We start from the raw sequence: 25,286 nt of genomic DNA, 5'->3' as shown, positions 1-25,286 counted from the left end.
CGTGGTGGGACGGGTCAGCCGGCCCCACGGCGAGAAGATTCATAGGGAGAGGGCCCACAGCGCAACCATGGCCGAGGACGAGCAGTCGCTTCCGGGATTCCTGCGGTCGAGCCTGCAATCCGCCGGTCAACAACTGGCCGAGGCCAGACGCGCCTACGAGAACGCAAAGCACACGGCCCGGACGGATCTCCCGCTCGCCGAGGACGGACAGGCACGGATCGTCTGCCGGCGATACGCCGAGCGGCGGGCCGTCAAGATCGACGAAGACGGCCAACCCGACTGCTTCGACGTGGAGCACCCGGACTGTCGCGGCTGCGTCGAGGACGTGCGAGCCGGAACTGTCGAGACGTGGGAGCCAGAGGAGTCCGGCTGAGAGCGCAGTTCGGTTTCGACCGATTGCATCACCAGCAGCCGTCGGCAGGGCATTAAATAGCTGCTCAGAATACAGGCGTCTATGACTGGAGACACGAGCGCGATCACTGCCCGAGAGATAACCAAACGCTACGGGAACACAGTCGCGGTCGATGGCCTGAACCTGGACGTTCCGACGGGCGTCGTCTACGGGTTTCTTGGCCCCAACGGCGCGGGCAAGACCACCACGATGCGGATCCTGACAGGGTTGATAGAACCGACCAGCGGCGACGGGTTCGTCGATGGAATCGACTGTTCAGATCGGGGAGACCTCGTCGATCACATCGGACTCCTTCCGGAAGAGCCACCGCTGTACCGGGAGTTGACCGGCCGCGAGCAGTTGCACTTCGCCGCTGATCTGCGGGGGGTTCCCTGGGAACGAGTCGAGGATCGGGCGCTGGATATCGCCGACTCACTGGACCTCCAGGCGGATCTCGACCGGCGGATCGACGGCTATTCCAAAGGGATGAAACAGAAGACAGCGTTCATCCAGGCCGTCCAGCACGATCCCGGGGTCGTCTTTCTCGACGAGCCGACGTCGGGGCTGGATCCACGGGCAGCCAAGACGCTCCGGGAGTTGATCGTGGAGTTGGCCAGCGGCGACACGACGGTGTTCCTCTCGACGCACATCCTGCCCGTCGTCGAGGAGATCGCCGACCGCGTCGGCGTTCTCTACGACGGGCGACTCGTCTCGGAGGGGTCGCCAGGTGGGCTCGCGGCGGCCGCCGACGAGGACGGGGAGGCGGACCTCGAAGATGCGTTCCTCGAACTGACTGCCGAACCCGAACGAGCCTGGCAATGACCGAATCGAGTCGCTCCAGCCAACAGACGCTTCGTGGGGCCTGGACGCTTGCCCGGACGGAGTTGCGCACGACGCTGCGAAACGTGCGCCAGAAGCCGAGACGGCTGGTCGGATTTGCGATCATCGAACTCTTCGCAGTCGCGTTCCCGCTGTTGGTGTGGGAGCAGACGACGGCCGTGGGTCGGGAGGCGGCAACCGGGCCAGCACCGATCGGCATCCTGGCCGCGAGTTATCTCGCCGTCGCATTCGCGGGGGGCTACGTCGGGTTCGTCGGCGGATTCAACCAGACACGGGTCGGCGTCGTCGGGCCGTTGATCCGGACCTCGATTCCGCCAGCGGCGGTGTCGATCGGGCGGTTCGTCACGCGAACGACCGAGGGGCTGGCGGGATTGGTGCCGACCGCGATCGTATTGCTCGTGATCGTCGGCGTGGGCGCATCGAACCCGCTGGTCCCCATATTGATCGGGCTTGGCGGAGTGCCGATGTTGGGTGCCGGCGTCGTTGCCGGCCGACTGCTCGGCGACGGGGTCAGATACGCCAACGAGCGCCTGGCGGTTTCGCTCTGGGTCCGGGCAGGGGTGTTTCTCAGCCTGTTGATCGGCATCTTTGCTGGAACGCAACGCCTCACCAACACGCTGATCGAGGATGGAAGCATCGTCGGGCCGGATTCGATCGGCGCGATACTCCCGGGCACTCCGGTCCAGGCCTACGCGGCTCTCGTGCTCTCGCCGGTAAATGGGCGAGTCGAGTTGCTCGGTGTCGCACTCGCCGGCGTGCTCGTGATGGCCATCTCGCTCGGCTTTGTCGCCGTGGTCCGCCTGGAAACACTGCTGCTTGTCCGGGAGGTCGGTGGAGATAATGCCGGCCAGGCGACCGACGGGACCCACAGCGTCCCCAGGCTGTTCGATCTCACACAGTCGGGGCGGATCGCCTGGCGATACCTGCTTCGGACCCGGCGGGATCCACGGACGCTCGCTCACCTCACGCCAGTTCTCTTCGGCGTGCTCGGCATGAGCGGGACGGTGTTCGAGGACCCGCACTCGCTGGTATTGATCGGCCCGCCCGGGGTCGTCATCGCCGGGGCGATCCTCGCAGGTGGGGCGTTCTGTCTCAATCCACTGGGGAGTGATCGCGAGCAACTCCCACTCCTGCTGACGAGCACCCGATCGGTCGGGCCGTTGCTCCGTGGACGCATGCTCGCCGGAATCGTGCTGGGACTGGTCGTCGCCGGGGTGGGCGTCCCGTTCGGGCTGATCGAATACTCGCCGGCGTTCGTCCTCGGGCAGGCGCTACTGGCTGTCTTGCTTGCCGTTGCCGGGACGGGGACGGCACTCGGCATGGGAGCCGCCCTCCCGAAGTTCGAGCGCCGTGAGTACATGAGCGTCGAGCGAGCCCATCCCTCGTTCGTCATTACCTTCGTCTTTCTGATGGGAGGGGTATTCGTCGGTGCGATCGGGTTCGTGCTCCTGTGGGTCGGGTTGACCGAAAATCAACTCGCTGGGTTCGGCCTTCTCAGCGTCTACGCGGTCGTCCTGAGTCTCGTCGCTGCCGGCGGCTATTGGTATGCCCGCCGACGCTTTCGAGCGCTGTCGCTCGACGATGGCTGAGGCTGTCTACCGGTCGCAATCGAGCCAAAATGAGTTCATCGTGTCGGGCGAGTCTCACCGCATCGACTCGGAAATTCTTCGAACGTCAGCCCCATCGAACGCGCTGTAGTACAGCCTGAGTTCGTGGATATCTCCCTCGAAGTACTGGGACGTGGACTCGAAGTCCCGGCCGATCCGCATATCGCCGATATTGACTTGCCGCGAATACGACTCCGACGCCACTCGCTGGCCGTCGACGTACAGTTCGAACGTCTGCCCGTCGTACGTGCCCACGACGACGTGGCGGGTGCCGTACGTGTAGTCGTCACCCGTCGACACCTGACCGGCTGCGTCCGGGAAGCCGACTGCGTAGTCGATCTGATAGCCACCGGATCCGTTGTCCCGCGTTTCGATGAACCACTCGTTGCCCTGCCAGGTATGTTCGACGAGCTGTGTTACTGTGTCACTTCCGGGCCCTCGCTGGGTGTAGGTTGTGGCGACGGTGAAGGCCTCGACATCTTGCTGTGCATCGAGGTTGTCCACGAGGACGTGATCGTTCGACCCGTCGAATCGTAGGCCACTGTCGATCCATTTCGGATCGTCGTTGAGTGTCCCGTCGTTGTCGTTGCCCGAGCGATCGACAAGGGTGGACCCCGAACCACTCTCGAACGTGTAATAGGCGATGAAATCGCCGATTTCGGCCCGTTCGTCGACCCGTTTTTGCACGAGCACGGACTGCTCTCTGTCACGCGAGACGACGGTGATACGGTCGCCGGGTGCAGTCGGCAGGAGCACCGATCGACCGGCGTCGTCGCTTTCGATCGTCGAGACGGGCTTGCCGTTCAGTCGGACAGTGACGTCAGTGCCAATCGCCATCGGTGTCATCCGAAGGCCGACGGACGTCTGCTCGTACTCGAAGACTGCGTCCGCAGTCGGCGCTCCCAATGCATCGAGAAACGTCAGCGACGCCATCATCACGACGACCGCGATGACAACTGCAACCGCGACCAAGAGAAGGATCCCGATAACGGACGTCGCCGCACGGCCCTGGCGATCGAACCCCATTTGCAGGGACATCAATGCATGACACCAAAAATACCCCTGACTGATGGCGCAGTCTGAAAGCGGCGACAGCAGCATTTGACCGCTGAATGGAACTGTCGCGGGCCTGCCGACCGCGGAGGCAAACGTACCTCAAAAGTTCACCTGTGAACTTCCCGGAAGTACCAATATCCTACCCCGAGAAGGCGCGCATATGCGTGGATACGTCTGGTTCTGGTTGTTCGCCCTGTCAGTCCTCGCGACGCTGACGGCGATTTTCGTGTTGCTCGTGGACTTCTTCTACCCGAATCCGCCTTGGGGCGGATTACCCCCGAGCGGCTACGTCGTGTTGATGGCCGTGGCGCTCGTCGCCCTCGGTGTGATGCTGACCCTCTCGATGACGCGCCCCGACGGCCGCTGAAGCGGTGACGGCTGTCTCAACTCCGCATTGGTCCGTCCGCGGTTCAACTCCGCATCGACCCGCCGTCGATCGGGATCGCCGCGCCCGTCAGGAAACTCGCCCGGGGACTTGAAAGGAATGCAACGACGTCGCCGAGTTCCCGCGGCTCGCCGATGCGACCCATCGGAACGTCCGCCGCCCAGTCTGCCAGGCCTTCCTCGTAGCTGTCGTACTCGCCACGTTCGACGGCATCGTCGATCAGTTCCTCGATGCGGGCCGTCTCGTGTGCGCCGGGCAGGACGGCGTTGACGCGAACGTCCGGCGCGAACTCCCGGGCCTGCGTTTTCATCAGCCCGATGACCGCCCGCCGGACCGCGTTCGAGAGCACGAGGTCGTCGATGACCTCCCGGACCGACCGGGACGTGATGTTGACGATCGATCCCACGTCGCTCTCTTTGAGGTGCGGGTAGGCTGCCCGCGTCGTCCGGACGGCGCTCATCACCAACAGGTCGTAGGCGTCGTACCAGGCGTCGGTCGGCGTATCGAGAAAGGACCCGCTCGGCGGTCCGCCGGCGCTCGTGACCAGGTGATCCAGCCCGCCGAAGGTCTCGACGGTCTCCGCGACGAGTGCCTCGACGTGATCGGGATCGGTGATGTCGGCCTCGATCGCCCGGACATCGCCCGGCCCTGCCGCCGCGAGTTGCTCGCGGGCGGATTCCAGCCGTTCCGCGGTTCGGCCACAGACGACGACGTTCGCACCATCCGCGGCGAGTGCTTCGGCGCTCGCGAGTCCGAGGCCGCTAGTTGCGGCCGTCGCCAGCGCGACGTTGCCCTCGAGTTGCAGATCCATATTCCGACGTACGTCGCCGGGGAGAAAAGCGTCACGAGCGATGCGTCAGCTGAAAGATCGACTGCAAGAACGGAGATCGACGGACTGCCAGCCCAGCCGTTAGCTGCCCCAGAAGTTGTCCCGACTGCCGAGTTCGGGTCGATCCGGGCCGTCGTCGCGGCCGTCCCCGTCGTCGGAAGACTCCTCGTCGCTGGATTCACCGGCCTCGTCGCCGTCCTCGCCCTCGGATTCCTCCGGATCGAGTTCGAGGCGTTCGACTTCCTCGGCCCGAGCGTGATTTGAGTGGACAGTCGTCACGCGAACTTTGGCGCGAGCCTCGGGCAGAACGCCGTCGATCAGGAGGATGAACCCGTCCTCGGTTCGACCGACGCCAGCCCCGCTCTCGTGGATGTCCTCGACAGTGACGACCACTTCTTCGCCCGGCTGGACCGGCTGGGATTTGAGGTCGGAGATCGGCTGGTTGTAGTGGTTGCACCACTCGGCCCCGCCGCGGTCGCCGTAGTGGGTACACCCCATCCCCTCGATCCGCTCGGTGAATTCGGGGCAATCGTCGGCGAGTGGACAGTCCGCCATGCTGAATCGGCGTAGTTGGTGGGCAAGCAAAACGTTTGCGTCTGGCTGCAGACTCCGCGTGTGAGTGTATCACGGTTGACGATCGCTTCGACCCCGGTTCGAAACGGACTACTCCCCGGACGTCGAGACGTCTTCGCCCGCGCCATCGGCGTCGATCGTCAGCGTCCGGTCGGTCTCGATCGATTCGATCCCCTCTAGCTCACAGATTTCCCCGACACCCGTCTGTGGAATAGAGACGGCCAGCGTCTCGAACTCCAGGCTCTCCTCGATCGTCCCACCGGCAGTTTCGATCCGATCGCGGATCTCGGCGACATCGTCGGCTGCACGGACGAGCAACGTGACCGATTCGTCCTCGACTGGATGCTCGCGGATCGACCGGACCGCCGGAGAGACGTACATACTCGACAGTAGGCGGACCGGAGACAAAGATTGCTCGCACCGACGCCACTCAAAACAGCCGTCGCCACAGCGGTTAACTACGTCGGGGTCGTGAACCACTCGCATGGACGTTCGTGAGGCCGTCGAAGCCGACGCCGATGCGCTGGCGGAACTGGCTGACTCACCCGTGGACGTGATGCGAAATCTCGTCCACGACCGGACGGTTCGCGTCGCCGTCGATCCGGACAGAGCTGACGGTCCAGCCACGGAGCAAAGCGACGATGGAGACGACGACAGTGTCCCGATCATCGGATTCGTGAGCTTCGACGCTCGCGACGAGACAGTCTACGTCACGCAACTCGCCGGCTCCGAACCGGCGTGTGCGCGACTGCTCGAAGAACCGATCCGGTTCGCCCGCCGGGAAGCGATGGTCGTCGAACTGTTGGTTCCTGACGGCGAAGCAGCCGTCCGAAATGCCGCCGAGGCGGCTGATTTCGCCACCACGGGCTCCGGCCCGCGGTTCTCCGGTCGACCGACGACTCGCTATCGACTGGAACCTGACCCCGACGCTGCGTGAGTGTCCGGCTGCAGTGCCCGCCGGCCGCTACATGAAGTCGCCGATCCCCGTCTGCCTGCTCGTATCTCTCCCACCTTTTTCCGCTCGGGTCACTCGCTTCGTTCGCGGTTACACTGCTCACATCACTCCTGACCACTCGCGCAAAAATCTGGACCAAAAAGCCGAGCCTCGCTTCGCTCGGCTCGGTAGAACCCACTCACATGAAGTCCCCGATCCCCGTCTGCCTGCTCGTATCGTCCTCGAAGACGCGCTTGATCGCGCGATCCAGGATCTCTAAGCGCTGTTTAGTGTACTCCCGGGCCCCGAACTCCTCGGCCACGCGCGTGGCCGTGTCGATGTACTTGTTGACCGAGCCCTCGTGGACGGTCAGGTTCACGTCACCGCCACACTCCCGACAGGTGCCGGTGAGGGGCATCCGGCGGTACTTTTCGCCACAGCCCAGACACCGGACATCCTGCCGCGAGAAGGCACGAAGGTTGCCGATCAGGTCCGGCAGGAAGTGATACTCGATGATTCGCTCGGCGACGTCGGTCTCGTCGACGGCCCGGAGTTTCCGGGAGATTTCAAGTTGGGCGTCCATCTTGTCCTCCATCGATCCGAGGGTCTTGTACGCCGAGAGATCCGGCCCGAGGGCGATGTTGCTGGTGTCGTGGGTGTGGGCGAAGCCAGTGTACTCCTCGTCCGTCCCGAGGGTGTCCTCGGCGATCTTGACGTCAACGTCCTCGGGATGGGCCATCTCGCGGGTCGCTTCGTAGAGTTCCAGGGGATACTGTTCGACGATGTCGATGTTGTGGGCCTCGTCGTCGATCTCGGCCGGGTCGATCCGTGAAGACATCACTAAGGGCGCGTCCATGCGGCCCCCTCGCTGATTTGGCAGGTACTTGACACTAAAGTTCAAAAGTCCATCAAGGAGAAGCATTACACAATCTTCATCTCCGTCACAATTCCGTCGTTTCGCCGCGTGGAAGTACGGGTGAGCGTACCCCACCGCAGCCGAGGTGAAGCCGACGACGCGGCCGACGGTCGCCGCGCTGGTGTGGGGAGCCATCCCGAAGACGAGTTCGCCGACGAGGTCGTCTCGATCCTCGAGTTCGTAGTAGGGATCGAGACCGTAGTACGACTCGAGGAGGTCGTCGATGAAGGCCGCCGTCTTGAGCATGTGCTCGGCCGCGCCGTCCGAGAGGACGACGTCCTGGACGTTCAACTCGACCAGTTGATCGTCGTGGATCAGTGGATCGCCCTGGATGTCTGCCTCGTAGCCCAGCTCGCGGAACTGCTCGACGGTGACGTCGAGCTCGGCCGGCCGAACTGAGGTGACGGGGAGGTCAGTCATGTCGTAGCGGACCGTCCCGTCCTTGAACGCGCTGATGTCGTGTTTGGCCCGGAGGACACCCTTCTCCATCGGTTCGGGCATTTTTTCCTTCGAGGTCAATCCTTTGACGCCTTTGAGTACGTCGAAGGCAACCTCGCGCTCGCCGACGCTGTCCATAGCCTGCTGGTAGACCTCGCCGACGTCGATCGTCGTCATTCTGGTCGGTGAGGCGATGGTCTCACACCGTGGACACTCGGCCCGGCCGGACTCGTCGGGGTCGACCTCGCGGTCGCAGTCCGGGCAGACGTAGATGGTTTCGGTGATGCCGTTACAGTCGGGGCACCGCGCCTGATAGGTCTCGGTGGCGCAATCGGTACACCGCCGACGGCCGACCTCGAGTTCGACTTCGCCCGGTGCGTCACCCATCTCGTCGGCGTGCCCGGCCGCCTTCGCGACATCACGCTGATTGCCCCCGGCCTCGCCGATCGGGAACAGCGTGTGGACGGCCGGCGAGAGTTCCCGTTCCTCGGACTTCTCGGGGCGGCCCATCCGGTTGCCGATCCGGGTCGGGGCTCGCTCACGGACGTCGAAGGGGGCGATCTCGTTGACGGCCTCGATGGCGTTCTCCCCATCGTCGTACGTGCGGGCCGCTTCCGAAAGGTCCGACAGCGTCCACGGTCGCGTCAGGTCGTCGTTGAATCCCAGCGTCTCGACGAGCGGCCGCCAGGTCGGGACAATCAGCGAGGCGTCAGTCTGGGTATGTTCGACCAGCAGCGATTCGAGGGTCCGTCGGGCGATCTCACTCCGCGGGAGGACGAGATCGCCGGTCGCGGTGCCCGCCCTGTCGGCGTGATCACCGGGCTCCGCCGTGGCCCCGTCCCCCGTGACGATCTCGCCGTCCGCGATCGCGTCGGCCAGGGCGTCGATCGCCTCGACGCTCACGTCGTGATAGACGTAGGTGTATTTCGGGTGGAGCGGGGCGTCGTATTCCCGGGCCCACTGGAGGGCTCGGGACGGCGTGGGATCGTCGAGGTCGATCTCGACGGAATCAGTCATCGCCTGGACGTCCGCGCCGGCCGCCTCGAACTCCTGGACCCACCACTCGACAGTGTAGGAAGCCGGCGCGAGCGGATGATTGTTCTCGATGAACTCGCCGTAGTTGACGAGATACTCCCCGAGATCCAGGACCGACTCGACGCCGTTGCGGACTTCCTTGGCCTCTTCGGGGTCGTCGATCCGCCGGACGTCGCCGTTAGCGAGCCGGACCGTCGGTCCCTCGATGGTGTCGACCGGGACCACACCCGCAGCCTTCCCCGGGCGCTCGGTCTTGATCTGGGTCCCCGTCGCGAGGAAGTCGTCGACGAGGTGCATCGTCGCCGGGTGGACGCCCGCCGTGGCGTTGCCGTGGTTTCTGGCGCGGCCGTAGCGCAGTCGAAATCCACCCGATTCGCTCGGATGGGAGAAGACAGGGCGACCCGCGATGAGATCCCGGAGGTACTTCTTCGATGGCTCTGCCCGGGGTGGGCCGTCCACTGTGGACGCGTCGTCGTCCTGCGTGTCCCTCTCGCCGTCGGCCGAACCGTCTTCGTCTTCTTCTCCGCCCGTCTCGTCCTCGCTCTCGTCCGCCCCGATCGTGCCGTCGATCAGGTCCTGGAGCCACGGCCACTCGACGTCATCGAGCTGACGGGTGTAGCGCTGGATCTTGGGGGCTTTGAGCGCGATTCCCTCTGCGAGGACCAGACACATCCCGCCCCGGGCGCTGTTGGAGTCGACGCGTTCGAGGTCCCGATAACCCGAGACCTCCTCGCCACCGGTGGCCTCACCGTCGAGCATGATCGGCATGTGATCGGTGATGTGTCGAGTTTCCTTTTCCTTCGGCGAGTACTGCAGGCCGGTGTCCTCGTCGTAGAGTTCGATCTCCTCGACGTAACGGCCGATCTCCTCGTCGCGAGCGTGGTACTCGTCGATGTCGAGCAGGGTCCGGGCGTAGTCGGCCACGAGGACCGAGAGCGCCTGGGCGGTCCCGCCGGCGGATCGGATCGGCCCGGCGTAGTAGACGTTGACGAACTGGGTGCCGTCGTCGTTGTCGAGGATCTCGACGCGGTCGATCCCCTCGATCGGCGCGGCGACGACCCCCTCGGTGAGCAGGGCGACGGCCGTCCGGACGGCCCCCTCGATCTTGCCCGCCTTCGTATCGTAGTCACCGACGGTCCCCGCCACGAAGTCCTCGACCAGGGCGAGGGCGGCCTCCTCGCGTGACATCTCGCCTTCGAGATCCCGGACCCGTTCGGCGACCCCGTCGATCCCGAGGATGTTCTCGACGCGATCGGCCATGTCCTTCGCGACGGGTATCTCGACGTCGGTCGTCGGATCGCCGCCCCGCTCGCGAGCGCTCCGGGCCACGTCCATGGCCGTATCGAGTTCGTCTTCCAGCCGCGCGAAGTACCGCTCGTCGGCGTCGCGCATTTACAGCGCCCAGAGGTCGCCACCGGTCGTCTCGTCCGGAGCGCGTTCGAGCGATTCCTCGAACGTCCGAACGTACAGTTCGCCGATGTATGTTGTCCCTGCATCGAGATGGCCAGCGATCGTCGATCCGTCCTCGCGGGAGAGGACGACGTGTGTGTGTGCGAAGGGCTCTCCGTCGACATCGAGCGATATATTCCCGACGCAGGCCGCGACTTCAAGCGGTTCGTCGAAGACCGTCTCGCGATACGTCTGTTCGTCCTGATCGTAGTACCAGATCGCCGCGTCCTGAACGGTCCCGAGGCCGAAGAAGACGGCCGCCTTGATCCCCTCATCCCGGGCGAAAGCCTCGATCTGGCCGCGCCAGTCCTCGCCGTGGGTCAGGCTGGCGACGAACTCCCGCGACCCGGTGAGTTCCCGATAGTGCATGTGCCTACCCACGGTGACGAGGACAAAAAGGATTGCTTACGGGCGCGACCAGAAGAACGCGAGCGGACCGAACGTCCCAGGGAGCCTCACTCCTGCCAGGTATCGGGGACCTGAATCTGGTAGCGGCCGTCCTCCTGGAGTGCGATGATATACTCCTCTCGTTCGTACAGCTCCATGAGGTTGAGTTCGTACTGGCCGGGTTCGACGATCCGGATGGACTCGAACTGGTCGTTGAGCTCCTCGCGCAGTTCGGCGAGGTCGGGACGGTCTTCGGTTGGGGTCCGGTCATCGTCTGCTTGCTCGCCATTGGCAGTCCCGGCAGCCACGGCTCCACCGTTCGAACCGACGGCCACGTTGGTCCCACCGGTGGCCTCCGAGAGTTCCTCCGGCGAGACGACCGCCGATCGGGCCGATGCCTGGGCTTCGCCCTCGATTCCGGCCGTCCGAACGGTCTCACCGCGATCCGAATCAGTCTGGGGTTCGGCGCTGACGCTGTCATTCTCCGCACCGCCAGCGGTTGGTCCCCCTGTTTCGGGTCGAGCGGGCGACGTGTCACCATCGACGGTCGCCGCGTCCTCGGCGTCACCCGGCCACGGCGAGAGGGGGTCCGCCTCGTCGGGGTCGACGCCGGGCGTCGGTTCGTCGCTCCCGATGAAGTTCTTGACCGTCTGTGCGGCGTTGCCGACGGTCCGGGCGACGGAATCGTCCGGTTCGGGTCGCTCCGGGGGCGCCGCGTCGGGCGCTGACTCGCCAGTCGACTCCGTCCCGCCCGGGTGATACTGGAAGGTGTTGCCAGCACACTCCGGACAGCCCGACAACATCTCCGTGGAGCCGTCGTCGAAGACCGTACCACAGCTCGTACACTGGTGAGGCATTATTTCCGGGAGACGAGTGCGCTGATGAGCGTTTCGTCCTTGTGAAGCGTCTCGATCTGGTTAGCCGGCCCGATCACGGTGAGCTTCTTCGTCGACTCCTTTCCCATGAGTCGATCGAGGAAGCTCTGGTCGGCGGTCTCCGACCGCGGATACGTCTCGATCTCGATCCCGTTGAACTCGTCCGGACTGATCTCGGTCATCGTCACCTCGATCAGCCGGGACTCCTCGTCTGGACTGAGTCCCTCCTCCAGGACGACGATGTTGCCATCACGGACGCCATCCAGGATCATCCGGATCTTCTCCATGCTGGCCATCCCCTCCATCCGCTGGCCGCTGATCAGGTCGATCTGGACGCCGTCGCGTGGTTTATTTGTGACTTCAGCCATGCTCGATCACCCGAAGTACTCCGCGATCTTGTCGTAGACTTCGTCCATGTTGTCGCCTTCGAGCGCCGACAACGGGACAGTCTCGTGCTGTGGGAACGCGTTGCGGATCCGCTTGACGCTCGAATCGTCGAGGTCGATCTTGTTGGCGAAGATCAACACCGGCAGGTCCTGGCTCTCGATGATGCCGATCAACATCGTGTTGACCTGCGTGAAGGGGTCCTTGGCGGAGTCGAGGACGTAGATGACGCCGTCGACGTCCTCCCGGAGCCAGTGCATCGCCTCGGCGACGCCCTCGGTGGCTTCACGAGATCGGCGAACGGCATCGTCTTTCTCCATGTCGTGATCGAGGAATTCGGTGTAGTCGACCTTGGTCGTCACACCCGGCGTGTCGACGATGTCGATCTGGACCGACTTGCCGTCGCGTTCGATCTCAACGTTTTCTTTGCGGCGCGCGCGCCTGGTTTCGTGTGGAACGGCACTTTCCGGTCCGACCGCGTCGCCGGTCCAATCCCGGGCGATCCGATTCGCCAGGGTGGTTTTGCCGGCGTTGGGCGGTCCGTAGATGCCGATGCGTTTCGGATCCTGTTCTGAGAACAGGCTCGAAGCGGCACGTGAAATGCTGTCTCTGAGTTCTGTGAGCAGGCCCATCCTATCCTCCCGCGCCCGAGCGAGTCGGGGCATCTGCGCAAAACACTTTTCCGAATTCACTTAACTGTACGTCAGACATATATAACGAATTCTGAACGAACACGGAAACCACGACAAGGACGGGCTCATCGACAATCCGATGACCAACGAGAGGTCGTGCATGACCAACGAGAGGTCGTGCATGACCAACGAGAGGTCGTGCATACCCCCCACCCCTTCGTTTCAAGTGGAACACCGTGAACCACCGGGTGGACCATGCGCTGACCGGTACAGATCGTCCGAACGAGCGAAAATCCACACGCAGACCGACTCGGTGGCGATTCGATATTGGCGATGGGTAGATATAACGAAACCATGACATCAGACTGGTATAGACCAGTATATAATAGACTATCAGTCTCCGGAATGCACGGGATCGTTTCTACTGCAGTCGTGATGCATATTGGATGATTCGGTATCTTACACTGTAGAGCAGAACGGCAAAGCATCGGGTGAGGCCAAACTGATCGCCGAAACCGTTCGACAGTATATCAGCGGATCGTCTCAGGAAGGACCAACTAACACCGATTAGTACCGACTGAGAACCATCGTCAATGGAGATGAGAGTGCCATACAGAACCTCTAGTGGAAACTAGTACTTTTGTTCTAGGTAGATCTAGTACTAATATCTACTAGACACTTTAAATTTATTCAATGAGAGAATTGGTTCCCATTACGGTTACTGTTATATGTACTCTCTAATAAAACCCGACTTTTCTAGATTGTCCTTACCCGGTTGCTGAACCCCCCTCCCCGGGTGTTTGGACTGTTCCACTCGAAACGAAGGGGTGGGGGAGGGTGTCTTTGACAATAGCACTCAATGACAAACCTCTCCAGACTTCATGCAGATGTGTGGATCGTCTCGGGGGCAAGCTCCGGGAATTCGCATCGAAGCCTGTAAAACCAGGCTCCCTCCAATCCGGAAACCAGACCACTCCAATCCGGACGGTGCTTGGACCTCTGCAAACTGATTCACCGGACATGATCACCTCTCCGAATCCATCATCATCGACTGGGCACGATCTGAACCGAAATTTTTAATAGCCTTTCACCCACCGGTTCTTGTGGTTCAACTGCACCAAGATCGCCATCTCGAAATCCGCCATATCGGTTCTACAGGCCGTTTTCGGCCGCTATCTCGGATCTGCGGGCGAATCTCCACCTGAAAGAAGGGGGATGAAAACCACATGCAAGACACCGAAGACGAATCCAACTCACCCGTCACGGAGGACAGTCTCACCGACGACCACTCCGAACCGTCGACCGGCGGTGTCGTCGATCCACCTGCGGGTACTGACCGCAGTGGCGGTGATTCCGATCCGGACAGTCCTGACGAAAGCGATCCGGCACCAGACGTCGAAGACGATGGCGCGGGCGGAGGACTCTCACACGAAAGCGATCCGCCCGATTCAAACAGGAACGGGGACGACGATCCTGTCGACGAAGACTGGACGACACGGCCGTCGGAGGAGTCTTTCGGGTCGTCAGTCGAGGCTACACCGTCCGATACAGCCGGATCGATCGACACAGATCTCCTCGACGAGATCGTCTTCGAGGACGAGGAGGACGCGGACGAGGCCTCCAGGGGTCTGTTCGACGATCTGTTGAGCGGGGAACCGATCTTCGAGAACAAGGAGGTGCTTCGTCCCTCCTACACGCCACGGAAACTCCCCCACCGCGAGGAGCAGATCAACAACATGGCGACGATCCTCGTCGCCGCGCTCCGCGGTGATACGCCGTCGAACATCCTCATCTACGGCAAGACGGGGACGGGCAAGACCGCGAGCGCGAAGTTCGTCAGCGAGGAACTCGAACGTACCTCCGCGAAGTACGAGGTCCCCTGTGACGTCGAGTACATCAACTGCGAGGTGACCGACACGCAGTACCGCGTTCTCGCGCAACTCGCCAACACCTTCATCGAGAACAACGAGGCCCACATCGAGGACCGACTCGCAGAGCTCGAGGACCTGCAAGACCGCGCCGAGGCCGATCCGAACGAACTCGAGGGGACGGAGTTCGCCACGCTCGAAGCCGTCAGTGCCGAGATCGAGTCACTCGAGGACGACCTGGCGTCCTTCGAGACGGTCCCGATGACGGGATGGCCGACGGATCGGGTCTACAGTACCTTCTTCGACGCCGTCGATTACACCGAACGCGTCGTCGTGATCATGCTCGACGAGATCGACAAACTCGTCGAGAAAAGCGGCGACGATACCCTCTATAATCTCTCGCGGATGAACTCCGAGCTGGAGAACTCCCGGGTCTCGATCATGGGCATCTCCAACGACCTGAAGTTCACTGACTTTCTGGACCCTCGCGTCAAGTCCAGTCTCGGTGAAGAGGAGATCGTCTTTCCGCCCTACGACGCCAACCAGTTGCGGGATATTCTCCAGGCACGCGCGGACGTCGCCTTCAAGGACGACGCCCTCTCGGAGGACGTCATCCCGCTGTGTGCGGCCTTTGCAGCACAGGAACACGGCGACGCGCGCCGCGCGCTCGATCTCCTCCGGACGGCCGGGGAACTCGCCGAACGCGACCAGATCGATCTCGTCGCCGAGGACCACGTCCGGCAGGCCCAGGAGAAGATCGAACTCGACCGGGTCGTCGAGGTCGTCCGCACGCTGCCCACCCAGTCGAAACTCGTCCTGTTTTCGATCATCCTGCTGGAGAAAAACGGCGTCCACAACATCAACACCGGCGAGGTGTACAACATCTACAAGCGCCTCTGTGAGGAGATCGACGCCGACGTCCTCACCCAGCGCCGGGTCACCGACCTCATCTCGGAACTCGACATGCTCGGGATCGTCAACGCTGTGGTCGTTTCGAAGGGCCGCTACGGTCGAACCAAGGAGATCAGTCTCTCGGTTCCCCAGGACGAAACCGAAGCCGTACTCCACTCGGACTCACGACTCGGCGATATCGAAGACGTCCAACCGTTCATCCAGGCCCGATTCGATCAGTAATCTTTCACCGCAGTTCGATTCGCAACTTTTCACGGCGCGATCGACGGGAAATCGACGCTTTCGGTTCCGTTCGTTGCTGCCGTCACAGTCGTCCCAGCTGTTACGTGCTCCGCATCTTTCGCCACCGTTCCGTACCGCGACTGTGCCTCTCCGGTCAGGAGTCGGACCCGGCCGAGTCCCGGCACGTTATACTCGGCGGTGCCGATTATCCACTCGGGCTTGACCGGCCCGCTGAACTGATTACCGACCTGGTCGTAGTAGCGATTGTTGTCGCCCTTGGTGATGAACCCGGCGTGGGGAGCCGGGCAGTTGGCGAGCTCTTCGCAATTGTCCGCGTTCCCGATCGCCGCTGGATCCCCACGGTCGTACCAGTTCTCCTCCGCCGCAACCCAGAACATTGCCCGGTGAATGATCGGTGTCGCCTCGCCGTTGCCGTCTGGTTGGTAGATGATTACGTCACCGTAGCCGTTGAACATGCGATAATTCGTCTCCTGGCCTGCACGTGCCGGCACGATCCCGGATTCCTCCGTGGCTCCTGGCCCGGAGAACCGGTGTTCCTCCATTACGAAGACGAGATCTCCGGTATCGATGTTGGGTTCCATGCTGGGACTTTCGATCGCCACCAGCGGTGGCCAGACCCCGCTCGTCGCGAACAGGAGCGCGCCGATCAGAACGACGATCAACACGCTGCTTGCGATGTCGAACGTATACTGGAACACGCGGGTGAGCCAACTGTCACTGCCGCTTGCGGACCCCCGTCTCTGTGGCGGTTTCCGTCTCTCTCTATCGATCGATGGCGGGTGCCGTTCGGCGACATCCCGGCCCGTCGCTGCACCGGTCTGATCCGAATCGGCCCCACGATGGTCTCTGTCCCCTGATGGAGGCTGGTTACTGGGCTCCGTCTCTTCGAGCGGTGATCGAGTTCCGGCCGTCCGGTCTTCCGGTGGAGAGTGCGTCGAGTCGCGTTCACGACGACCAGCTGACGGCTGGTCCTGAGCCGACTGCTCGTCACGATCAGCTACCCCTCCGTTACCTGCGCTGTCGTCGTCATCGTCCCCGGGTTCGGAGGGCGTGTCCGGGGCAGGTTCTCGCCGATCGCGCTCCCGATCTGGCGGGTCGCGATCGTCGCTCGGGTCGCTCATCTGCGCGTCCGTTTGACCTGGACCGTTACAACTCTTCGTTTTTGGGCGTCCGTTCACCGGCTTCGTCGCTTCAGTCCCGGGCCAGGCGAAGTTGCCCGAGCCACGGGACGCCCACTTCTGCCGTCCCGACGATCCACGCTGGTTTGACCGGCGAACTGATCTCCATTAGCTGATCGTATCGGCTGTTCGTGACACTGTTGTCTCCCTTCGTGATGAAGCCCGCGTGTGGGGCCGGGCAGTTGGCGAGTTCCTCGCAACTATCCGCGTTCCCGATCGCCGTCGAACCGGCGCGCTCGTACCAGTTTTCACCGTTCTCGACCCAGAACATTGCCCGGTGGATAATCGGGGTCTTCGTCTCGTTTCCGTCGGGCTGATAGACGATCACGTCGCCGTACCCACCGAACGTCCGGTAGCCCGCTTCCTGACCGGTGTGGGCAGTCACGATTCCCGTGTCCCCCTGTGATTCCGGACCGGGGAACCGTCCGTCTTCCATGACGAACACGAACTCTCCGACGTCCATATGCGGCTGCATACTGCCACTCTCGACAGCGACGACTGGCGACCAGACACCACTCGTCGCGAACAGCAACCCACCGATCATCACGACGATCAGGACGCTACTCAGCGTATCGAACGCGAACAGGGCCAGGGAGGACTTCAGGAACCGATCGATGGCCGATTTTCCTCTCGCGCTCGTTGCCCATTCGCCCTCGCTTTCGATCACACCGCTTACAGTTCTTTTGTTTCAGATAACTCTTTCGTCCCCAAGATGGGCCGTTCTCGGGGACCGCCATCCTTTTGCTGGCGCACTTGCTGTAGACGTAGTGTGCCTCGCGAGACGCCAGCCCGGATCGTCAACGAACTCGCGAGTCGTGGCTACAACACCGACCGCGAGGCGGTCACCCTACTCGCGGAGGCTGCAGACACGGAGGCCGCCATCGAGCGTGCAATAGAAGCCATCCCGGACGACGCGATCAAACTCTCCGTCGATGACGTTCGGGACGCCCTCGAAACCGGGTCAGGGCGTTCCGATCGATCTCACAACTCGCCGTCCACGTCATCGTCGTCTCCAGCGTCCGATGGAGACCCCCTTGTTTCAACTGGAGATGAACCGCCTGAACCACGGGACGATGCCGACCGTTCTCCAGTCGAAACAAAGGGGGTTCACTCCGGCGAGAGTCCACCCGGTACGTCGTCCCGAACCGGGCGAAATCCGGACGAACCGTCGATTGCGGGCGACGTGACCGGTCGGTCGACCGGCACCGGCGAGTACGAGGATTTTCTGGCGGTCTTTCGGGACCGCTACGAGAAACTCTCGGGGCAACTTCGCGGACGGGTCAACCACCGCCCGACGAATGCAGTCGAGTCGATGCCAGGCGGCAGCGAGGCCGCGATCGTGGGGATGGTCGCGGACATCCGTTCGACCGCCAACGGCCACTGGCTGATCGACCTGGAGGACACCACCGGCACGTTCCCGGCGCTGGTGATGAAAGATCGGGACATGGCTGACGTGGTCGAGGATCTGCTGTTCGACGAGGTGATTGCGGTGGAGGGAACACTCGCCGACGACGGGGGTATCCTCTTCGCCGACTCGATCCACTTCCCGGACGTTCCCCGGACCTTCGAACCCTCGACGGCTGATCGTGCGGTCAGCGCGGCCTTGATCAGCGACGTCCACGTCGGCAGCCAGGAGTTCGACGCTGACGCCTGGAATCGGTTTGCTGAGTGGCTTCATACACCCGAAGCCGACCGCGTCGAATATCTCCTGCTCGCGGGCGACATGGTCGAGGGCGTCGGCGTCTATCCCGACCAGGACGAGGAACTCGACATCGTCGATATCTACGACCAGTACGAGGCCTTCGCGGAGCACCTTAAAGACGTGCCCGGTGACATGGAGATCGTGATGATCCCGGGCAACCACGACGCAGTCCGGTTGGCCGAACCCCAACCGGCCTTCGACGAGGAGCTCCGCTCGATCATGTCGGCCCACGACGCGACGATCACGGGCAATCCCTCGACAGTTACCGTCGAAGGGGTCGATATCCTGATGTACCACGGCGTCAGTCTGGACGAAGTGATCGCCGAGTTGCCCGAAGAACACGCCAGCTACGATCACCCCGACCGGGCGATGGCCCAGTTACTCAAGAAGCGCCACATCGCGCCGCAGTTCGGCGGCCACACCCGGATCGCCCCCGAAGAGCGTGATTACCTCGTCATGGAGGACGTCCCCGATATCTTCCATACCGGCCACGTCCACAAGCTCGGATACGGTTCCTATCACAACGTGCTGACGATCAACTCCGCCTGCTGGCAGGAACAGACCAGTTTTCAAGAGAGCGTCAACATCGACCCCGACGTCGGCTACGCGCCGATCGTTCACCTCGACAAACTCGATCAACGTGACGCCAGCGACTTCCTGACGATCCGGAGCTTCGGGTAAGTGAAAACATGATATCTCAAATTTATATTATAGATATATTTTTATCAAATACAGGCTGACGTATCGTTAGACTTCTTCGAGTGTCGCTCATTTTGCCAACTACCAAACTCGAATATATTCACGAACTGGTAATCGAGATGAATAGTAACTTATTTTACCAACTGTTCTGAGTTTGGGACATGGCGAACGTCAATCCGGTTGAGGGGATCGTGTACGGGTTCCGATTGCTTGCGTACTTCCTCGTCGTGGGGATCATCGGGGCCGTCATCGCGGGTATCGGATACCTGTCCGGTGAGGGCATCATGATGGTCGTGTTTGGCCTCCTCGGCTACATCTTCATCATGGGTGGCCTGCTGGGAGCACAGTACAAACTGATCGCCGACGCGGTCGAGAAGGGGCTGCTTGCCGCAAAATAAGGCGCTGTCGTTCCCTCCCGGTTTCGATACCGGCGAATCTCGACGCGTGTTATCGACGCCGGTGAATCCGGGTGTCGGTACACCACTTATACAACGGCGGGTGTCGTAGCCACGATCGCTATGAGCGACGACGATCGCGGATTCCACACGGACGCATTGCACGTCGGGCAGGAGGAGCCCGACCCGGCCACGGGCGCACGCGCCCCGCCGCTCTATCAGACGACCAGCTATGTCTTCGAAGACAGCGAGGACGCCGCCGCCCAGTTCGCCTTGGAGAAGGAGGGCCACATCTACTCGCGGCTGATGAACCCGACCAACTCGATCCTCCAGCAGCGCCTGGCGAAACTTGAGGGTGGCGTCGGCGCAGTCGCTACCTCCTCCGGGATGGCAGCCCTCAACCTTGCGACGTTCCTGCTGGCGGATGTCGGCGACAACGTTGTCACTGCCTCGGCGCTGTATGGCGGGACCTACACCTACTACACGCACACGGCCCCGCGTCAGGGCGTCGAGGCGCGGTTCGTCGACACGCTTGACTACGACGCCTACGAGGAGGCCATCGACGAGGACACCGCCTACGTCCACTTCGAGACCATCGGCAACCCCGCGCTCGTCACGCCGGACATCGAGCGGATCGCCGACATCGCCCACGACCACGGCGTCCCACTGTTGGTCGACAACACCTTCGCGACGCCGTATCTTTGCAACCCGATCGAGCACGGCGCGGACCTGGTCTGGAACTCCACGACGAAGTGGATCCACGGCTCGGGCACCACCGTCGGCGGCATCCTCGTCGACGGAGGGAGTTTCCCGTGGGACGAGTATGCCGAAGACTATCCCGAGGTTGCGGGCGACAACCCCGCCTATCACGGCGTCAACTTCGAGGAACGGTTCGGCGACGCCGCCTTCACCTACGCCGCGATTGCCCGTGGACTCCGCGATCTGGGTAACCAGCAGGCCCCCTTCGACGCCTGGCAGACTATCCAGGGTCTGGAATCGCTGCCGATGCGCATGGAGCGCCACTCCGAGAACGCCCTGGCGGTCGCGGAGTACCTCGAAGCCCACCAGGACGTCGCCTGGGTCAACTACCCCGGCCTGGAGAGTCACGAGACTCACGAGGAAGCCAGCAAGTACCTCGATGGCGGCTACGGCGGCATGATCACCTTCGGTCTCGACGCCGGCTACGAGGCCGCCCGGGACACCGTCGAATCGACGGAACTCGCCAGCCTGCTGGCGAACGTCGGCGACGCCAAGACGCTGATCATCCACCCCGCCTCGACGACCCACCAGCAACTGTCCGACGACGAGAAGGCCGCCGCGGGCGTCACCGACGACATGGTCCGGCTGTCGGTCGGTGTCGAGGATCCCGACGACATCATCGACGATCTCGATCAGGCGATCACCTGGGCAACGCGATAGCGCCGGTCCGAGAGGGACATACCCGGGTGGCAGTGATCGTTACATTATCTCATTTGAGAACAACTGAACTGATTGTCGTCTGTCGGTTTTTGGACGTGACAGCGCTCGATCGAATCCCGGATGGGAAAACATTACCTTCCGCCCGTCCCACTGGTACGGTGTGACAGACACAGATACTCCCCCGTATCTAGACCAGACGCTGCCAGTCGATCGACGCGTCGAGGACCTCCTCTCCCGGATGACCCTCGAGGAGAAGGTGGCCCAACTTCAGTCCGTCCCACCGCGCTGGATGGACGTCGAAGACGAGAGCGAGATGACGGCCAAAGCGCAGTTGCTCGACGAGGACGGGAACATCAACTCGGACAACGCCGCTGACCTTCTGGAAGACGGCATCGGTCACTTCACGCGACTCGGCGGAGGCGGCAGCCTCGCACCACAGGAAGCCGCCGACGTTACCGAAGCGCTCCAGGAACACCTGATCGAGGAAACCCGGCTTGGCATCCCTGCGATCCCTCACGAGGAATGTCTCAGCGGGTACATGGGGCCGAAGGGCACCACCTATCCCCAGGGGATGGGCATCGCCAGCACCTGGGATCCGGACGCCGTCGAGGAGATGTCCACTCAGATCCGCGAGCAGTTGCGCGCGATCGGTGCTCATCACGCGCTCTCGCCGCTGTTCGACGTGGCCCGCGATCCGCGCTGGGGCCGCACTGAGGAAACCTTCGGCGAAGATCCCTATCTCGTCGCAAAGATGGGGTCGGCGTTCGTCGACGGCCTCCAGGGTGACGATCCCGAGGAGGGCATCTCGGCCACGCTGAAGCACTTCGCCGCCCACGCCGTCTGTGAGGGCGGCAAGAACCGCTCGACGGTCCAACTGGGCGAGCGCGAACTCCGCGAAGTGCACCTCTTCCCGTTCGAGGCCGCCGTACAGGAGACTGACGCCGACTCGGTGATGAACGCCTATCACGACATCGACGGGGTACCCTGCACGTCCGACGAGTGGCTGCTGACGGACGTCCTCCGTGGCGAATGGGGCTTCGACGGCAACGTCGTCTCCGATTACTTCAGCGTCCGCCTGCTGAAGGACGAACACCAGGTCGCCCCGACGATCTACGACGCCGCGATCCAGGCCGTCGAGGCCGGCCTTGACGTCGAACTCCCCCAGATCAAGGCCTACCAGCACCTCGTCGAGGCCGTCGAGAACGGCGACGTCGCCGAGGAGACGATCGACACCGCCGCCCGACGCGTCCTCAAACAGAAGATCGAGAAGGGACTGCTCGAGGATCCGGGCGTCGACCCCGATCGCGTCGAAGAGGCCTTCGGGCCCGAGAAGAACCGCGAGTACGCCCGCAAACTCGCCCGTGAGTCCGTGACGCTGCTGAAGAACGACGACGACCTCCTGCCCCTGGAGGGCGAGGAGTCCGTCGCCGTCCTCGGGCCGAAAGCCGACGCGCCCTCGGGCCAACTGGGCGACTACGCCTACGCCGCTCACTACCCCGAGGCGGAGGTCAACCGCGAGATCGTCACGCCGCTCGACGCCATGCAGGACCGTCTCGGCGACGACGTCGAGTACGTCGAGGGCTGTACGACGACCGGCCCCGACACCGACGAGATCGATGCTGCAGTCGACGCTGCCGCCGAGGCTGACGTCGCGGTCGCGTTCGTCGGGACACGCTCGGCGATCGCCCTTTCGGACGATGACGAGGGGATCGAACAGGTGCCTGACCTCCCCACGAGCGGTGAGGGTGCGGACGTTACCGACCTCGAACTCCCGGGCGTCCAGCAGGAACTCGTCGAAGCCGTCAACGATACTGACACGCCGCTGGTGGTCGTGCAGGTCAGCGGCAAGGCCCATTCCATCGAGTGGATCGACCAGCACGTCCCCGCCGTCCTCCACGCCTGGCTGCCGGGCGAGGAGGGTGGCAACGGCATCGCGGACGTGCTGCTGGGCGAGCACAACCCGAGCGGTCGGCTGCCGATCTCCGTTCCGAAGGACGTGGGTCAGCTGCCCGTCTACTACTCGCGTCGACCCAACAGCCGCAACGAACGGCACGTCTACGTCGACGAGGATCCACTGTACTCGTTCGGTCACGGGCTCTCCTACACTGACTTCGAGTATAGCGACGTCTCACTCGCGAGCGAGGAAGTCCCCACCACGGGCACCATCGAGGCCAGCGTCACCGTCGAGAACACCGGCGACGTCGCCGGTCACGAGGTCGTCCAGGTCTACACGCACCAGCGCTGGCCCTCCCAGGCCCGTCCGGTCCAGGAACTGCGCGCGTTCGAGCGCGTCCACCTCGAACCCGGCGAGTCCGCAACGGTGACCGCTGAGATCTCGGCGACCCAACTCGCGTTCCACGACCATGATATGAACCTGGTCGTCGAACCCGGCGAGTACGAACTCCGCGTCGGCTCCTCGGCTGCCGACATCGAGGCCGCTGCCGACTTCGAGGTTGTTGGCGACACCCGCAAACTCGCCCGGAGTTCCCGCGCGTACTTCAGCGAAACTGACGTCGAGTAGCGCCGCCCGCCCGTTCGGTCGGGCTCGTCCCGCTTCGCCCTTTCTATCGCGACGTTTCTTCTCGCAGCAATTATACCGATGCCGGACGAACGTCCGGATATGAGCGACCAGGAACGTACCGATCTCCGTATGCCCGACGAAGACGAGGTCTTCGCCGTCGTTACCAACATGCTTGGGGCCAATCGCGTGAAGGTACGGTGTATGGATGGCGTCGAACGGACCGCGCGGATCCCGGGCAAGATGCAAAAGCGCATCTGGATCCGCGAGGACGACGTCGTACTGATCGAGCCCTGGGACTGGCAGGACGAGAAGGCCGACATCACTTGGCGGTATGAGAAACAGCAGGCTGATCAGTTACGCGAGGAGGGCCACATCAAGGAACCGTGACGGACCAAACATGACGGTGGCATCCCCACCGACTGACGGCCGCAAATCGCTGTCCAGCACTGCTCGCACTGTTTTCGCGGGGCACCCATGACCGAGTTCGGCCTGATCGACGACGAGGGAGCCGAGCTGCCGGGCGACGAGTTCGAGGAAATCGACGTTGCGGACACCGAGGCCGATCGGATCGCCCGCCGGCGGGATCGGGAGTTCAGTGAGTTCCGCAAGCGTATCAAGAACACCGAGCAGTTCAAAGTCGAGGCGTCGGTCTTCGACGACGCGACCTTCGCCGCGCTGTACAAACTCGTTCAGGACGGCTACATCGAGGCCTTCGGGGCCCCGATTTCGACTGGAAAGGAGGCTAACGTCTATACCGCGCTCTCCGGAGCCCAGTCCCGGAGCGCCCCGGACGAGTCGAGTCGCCCTGATCGGCGGTCCGCCGAAAGTAAAGCGGCGGAGCCGCGTGACTACGGCGACGAGCCGGAGCCACGAGACGACGGCGGCCGGGGAACGAAGGGCGGCCACGAGGTCGCCGTCAAGGTCTACCGGATCAACGCCAGCGACTTCAAGGACATGCGCGGGTATCTCGACGGCGACCCGCGCTTCGAGGGGATCGGCTCGGACAAGAAGAAGGTCGTCACCGCCTGGGTCCGCAAGGAGTTCGCCAACCTCAAACGGGCACAGCAGGCCGGGGTCCGCGTTCCGAACCCGATCGCCGTCGAGCGAAACGTCCTCGTGATGGAGTACATCGCCACGGACGCGGAGGGCCGGGCCAAGCGTCTCAACGAGGTCCACATCGAGAACCCCGAGACCGCCTTCGAGGTGCTCCGGGAGTACATGCGTCGGCTCCACGCCGCCGGACTGGTGCACGGCGACCTCTCGGAGTACAACGTCGTCTTCCACGAGGGCGAACTCGTCGTGATCGACCTCGGCCAGGCCGTGACGGTCCACTCGCCCAACGCCGAGGACTTCCTCCGACGGGACTGTCAGAACGTGGCGAACTTCTTCGCCGGGCAGGGGGTCGAGGTGACGGCTGATGCGCTGTACGACTACGTGACCGACGATGAGCAGCAAGACTACGGCTCGTCCGCAGCGTCGAAGGACACCTAGCGTCGGGGTCCACCGGACGGAAACAATTTCGAAATTTGCCCTGGGGCTGGTTGTTGTTCACCCGTGGACGGATAACTGTACGTCAGTATCGTATTGAACGCACGCAGTCACCGTTCGGTCTACAAAT

Annotated in this window: 23 protein-coding genes; 12 read left to right on the top strand and 11 right to left on the bottom strand. The window is 62.9% G+C overall.

The genetic code is table 11. From position 1 onward, the window contains the following. The first annotated feature begins 67 nt into the window (after window positions 1–67). The 3 genes from HUTA_RS07935 to HUTA_RS07925 all read left to right on the top strand — a co-directional run bounded on the left by HUTA_RS07935 (window position 68) and on the right by HUTA_RS07925 (window position 2,820). Window positions 68–373 (top strand): DUF7091 family protein, encoded by a 306-nt coding sequence (locus tag HUTA_RS07935; protein WP_015789375.1) that lies wholly within the window; start codon window positions 68–70, stop codon window positions 371–373. Window positions 374–454: 81 nt separating this feature from the next. Beyond that, a complete protein-coding gene (locus tag HUTA_RS07930; RefSeq protein ID WP_015789374.1) occupies window positions 455–1,213 on the top strand; it encodes an ABC transporter ATP-binding protein in 759 nt (252 codons plus the stop codon). Next, the gene (locus HUTA_RS07925; protein ID WP_015789373.1) at window positions 1,210–2,820 is read left to right on the top strand and encodes a hypothetical protein; all 1,611 of its coding nucleotides are present in this window, start codon (window positions 1,210–1,212) and stop codon (window positions 2,818–2,820) included. The genes HUTA_RS07930 and HUTA_RS07925 overlap by 4 nt, the downstream gene beginning before the upstream one ends. Before the next feature lie 54 nt (window positions 2,821–2,874). On the opposite strand, the gene HUTA_RS07920 is transcribed toward HUTA_RS07925, so the two are convergent. Continuing rightward, complete coding sequence (locus tag HUTA_RS07920; RefSeq protein WP_049941246.1) at window positions 2,875–3,864, bottom strand: LamG domain-containing protein; 990 nt, start codon at window positions 3,862–3,864, stop codon at window positions 2,875–2,877. Between the two features lie 190 nt (window positions 3,865–4,054). On the opposite strand from HUTA_RS07920, the gene HUTA_RS07915 reads away from it, so the two are divergent. Beyond that, on the top strand, window positions 4,055–4,261 hold the full coding sequence (locus HUTA_RS07915) for a hypothetical protein (RefSeq protein WP_015789371.1): 207 nt from the start codon (window positions 4,055–4,057) through the stop codon (window positions 4,259–4,261). 43 nt (window positions 4,262–4,304) lie between these two features. Here HUTA_RS07915 and HUTA_RS07910 read toward each other — a convergent pair whose 3' ends face one another. The 3 genes from HUTA_RS07910 to HUTA_RS07900 form a co-directional block, all read right to left on the bottom strand. Beyond that, window positions 4,305–5,090 (bottom strand): SDR family oxidoreductase, encoded by a 786-nt coding sequence (locus HUTA_RS07910; RefSeq protein WP_015789370.1) that lies wholly within the window; start codon window positions 5,088–5,090, stop codon window positions 4,305–4,307. Between the two features lie 99 nt (window positions 5,091–5,189). Then, the gene (locus HUTA_RS07905) at window positions 5,190–5,663 is read right to left on the bottom strand and encodes a TRAM domain-containing protein (protein ID WP_015789369.1); all 474 of its coding nucleotides are present in this window, start codon (window positions 5,661–5,663) and stop codon (window positions 5,190–5,192) included. Between the two features lie 108 nt (window positions 5,664–5,771). Continuing rightward, on the bottom strand, window positions 5,772–6,062 hold the full coding sequence (locus HUTA_RS07900; RefSeq protein ID WP_015789368.1) for a hypothetical protein: 291 nt from the start codon (window positions 6,060–6,062) through the stop codon (window positions 5,772–5,774). A 103-nt stretch (window positions 6,063–6,165) separates the two neighbouring features. Here HUTA_RS07900 and HUTA_RS07895 point away from each other — a divergent pair, with 103 nt between their 5' ends. Beyond that, window positions 6,166–6,618: a hypothetical protein gene (locus HUTA_RS07895; protein ID WP_015789367.1), complete on the top strand. Its 453-nt coding sequence runs from the start codon at window positions 6,166–6,168 to the stop codon at window positions 6,616–6,618. Between the two features lie 196 nt (window positions 6,619–6,814). Here the strand turns inward: HUTA_RS07895 and HUTA_RS07890 are convergent, their stop codons facing one another. From HUTA_RS07890 to HUTA_RS07870, 5 genes are all read right to left on the bottom strand, one after another. After that, entirely contained in the window at window positions 6,815–10,396 is a 3,582-nt protein-coding gene (locus HUTA_RS07890; protein WP_015789366.1) for a DNA polymerase II large subunit, read from the bottom strand. After that, window positions 10,397–10,822, bottom strand: a complete 426-nt coding sequence (locus HUTA_RS07885; RefSeq protein WP_015789365.1) for a PPC domain-containing DNA-binding protein — start codon at window positions 10,820–10,822, stop codon at window positions 10,397–10,399. A gap of 86 nt (window positions 10,823–10,908) precedes the next feature. After that, entirely contained in the window at window positions 10,909–11,697 is a 789-nt protein-coding gene (locus HUTA_RS07880) for an OapC/ArvC family zinc-ribbon domain-containing protein (RefSeq protein ID WP_015789364.1), read from the bottom strand. Next, window positions 11,697–12,083, bottom strand: coding sequence for a DUF2073 domain-containing protein (locus HUTA_RS07875; RefSeq protein ID WP_015789363.1), 387 nt, complete (start codon window positions 12,081–12,083; stop codon window positions 11,697–11,699). The genes HUTA_RS07880 and HUTA_RS07875 overlap by 1 nt, the downstream gene beginning before the upstream one ends. A 6-nt stretch (window positions 12,084–12,089) precedes the next feature. Continuing rightward, window positions 12,090–12,731: a GTP-binding protein gene (locus tag HUTA_RS07870; RefSeq protein ID WP_015789362.1), complete on the bottom strand. Its 642-nt coding sequence runs from the start codon at window positions 12,729–12,731 to the stop codon at window positions 12,090–12,092. A gap of 1,226 nt (window positions 12,732–13,957) precedes the next feature. Between HUTA_RS07870 and HUTA_RS07865 the strand changes: the two genes are divergently transcribed. Beyond that, window positions 13,958–15,733: a Cdc6/Cdc18 family protein gene (locus tag HUTA_RS07865; protein ID WP_015789360.1), complete on the top strand. Its 1,776-nt coding sequence runs from the start codon at window positions 13,958–13,960 to the stop codon at window positions 15,731–15,733. A 29-nt stretch (window positions 15,734–15,762) separates the two neighbouring features. Here the strand turns inward: HUTA_RS07865 and HUTA_RS16045 are convergent, their stop codons facing one another. Together HUTA_RS16045 and HUTA_RS07855 are read right to left on the bottom strand one after the other, a co-directional pair. Continuing rightward, on the bottom strand, window positions 15,763–16,875 hold the full coding sequence (locus HUTA_RS16045) for a S26 family signal peptidase (RefSeq protein ID WP_015789359.1): 1,113 nt from the start codon (window positions 16,873–16,875) through the stop codon (window positions 15,763–15,765). Window positions 16,876–16,945: 70 nt separating this feature from the next. Further along, window positions 16,946–17,599, bottom strand: coding sequence for a S26 family signal peptidase (locus tag HUTA_RS07855; protein ID WP_015789358.1), 654 nt, complete (start codon window positions 17,597–17,599; stop codon window positions 16,946–16,948). Between the two features lie 102 nt (window positions 17,600–17,701). On the opposite strand from HUTA_RS07855, the gene HUTA_RS07850 reads away from it, so the two are divergent. The 6 genes from HUTA_RS07850 to HUTA_RS07825 all read left to right on the top strand — a co-directional run bounded on the left by HUTA_RS07850 (window position 17,702) and on the right by HUTA_RS07825 (window position 25,159). Then, window positions 17,702–19,315 (top strand): DNA-directed DNA polymerase II small subunit, encoded by a 1,614-nt coding sequence (locus HUTA_RS07850; protein ID WP_015789357.1) that lies wholly within the window; start codon window positions 17,702–17,704, stop codon window positions 19,313–19,315. Between the two features lie 179 nt (window positions 19,316–19,494). Beyond that, window positions 19,495–19,731, top strand: coding sequence for a hypothetical protein (locus HUTA_RS07845; RefSeq protein ID WP_015789356.1), 237 nt, complete (start codon window positions 19,495–19,497; stop codon window positions 19,729–19,731). Window positions 19,732–19,851: 120 nt separating this feature from the next. Further along, window positions 19,852–21,147, top strand: a complete 1,296-nt coding sequence (locus tag HUTA_RS07840; protein WP_015789355.1) for an O-acetylhomoserine aminocarboxypropyltransferase/cysteine synthase family protein — start codon at window positions 19,852–19,854, stop codon at window positions 21,145–21,147. Window positions 21,148–21,385: 238 nt separating this feature from the next. Beyond that, window positions 21,386–23,668, top strand: a complete 2,283-nt coding sequence (locus HUTA_RS07835) for a glycoside hydrolase family 3 N-terminal domain-containing protein (protein WP_015789354.1) — start codon at window positions 21,386–21,388, stop codon at window positions 23,666–23,668. 99 nt (window positions 23,669–23,767) lie between these two features. Further along, on the top strand, window positions 23,768–24,055 hold the full coding sequence (gene eif1A / locus HUTA_RS07830) for a translation initiation factor eIF-1A (RefSeq protein WP_015789353.1): 288 nt from the start codon (window positions 23,768–23,770) through the stop codon (window positions 24,053–24,055). Window positions 24,056–24,142: 87 nt separating this feature from the next. Further along, window positions 24,143–25,159 carry a serine protein kinase RIO gene (locus HUTA_RS07825; protein ID WP_015789352.1) on the top strand — a complete coding sequence of 339 codons (1,017 nt, stop codon included), beginning with the start codon at window positions 24,143–24,145 and terminating at the stop codon, window positions 25,157–25,159. Window positions 25,160–25,286 lie beyond the last annotated feature (127 nt).

Origin of the sequence: Halorhabdus utahensis DSM 12940 (assembly GCF_000023945.1) — an archaeon.
GTDB classification, from domain to species: Archaea; Halobacteriota; Halobacteria; order Halobacteriales; family Haloarculaceae; genus Halorhabdus; species Halorhabdus utahensis.
The sequence above is the reverse complement of the archived record's forward strand: the minus strand, read 5'-3'. Positions and strand labels throughout refer to the sequence as shown.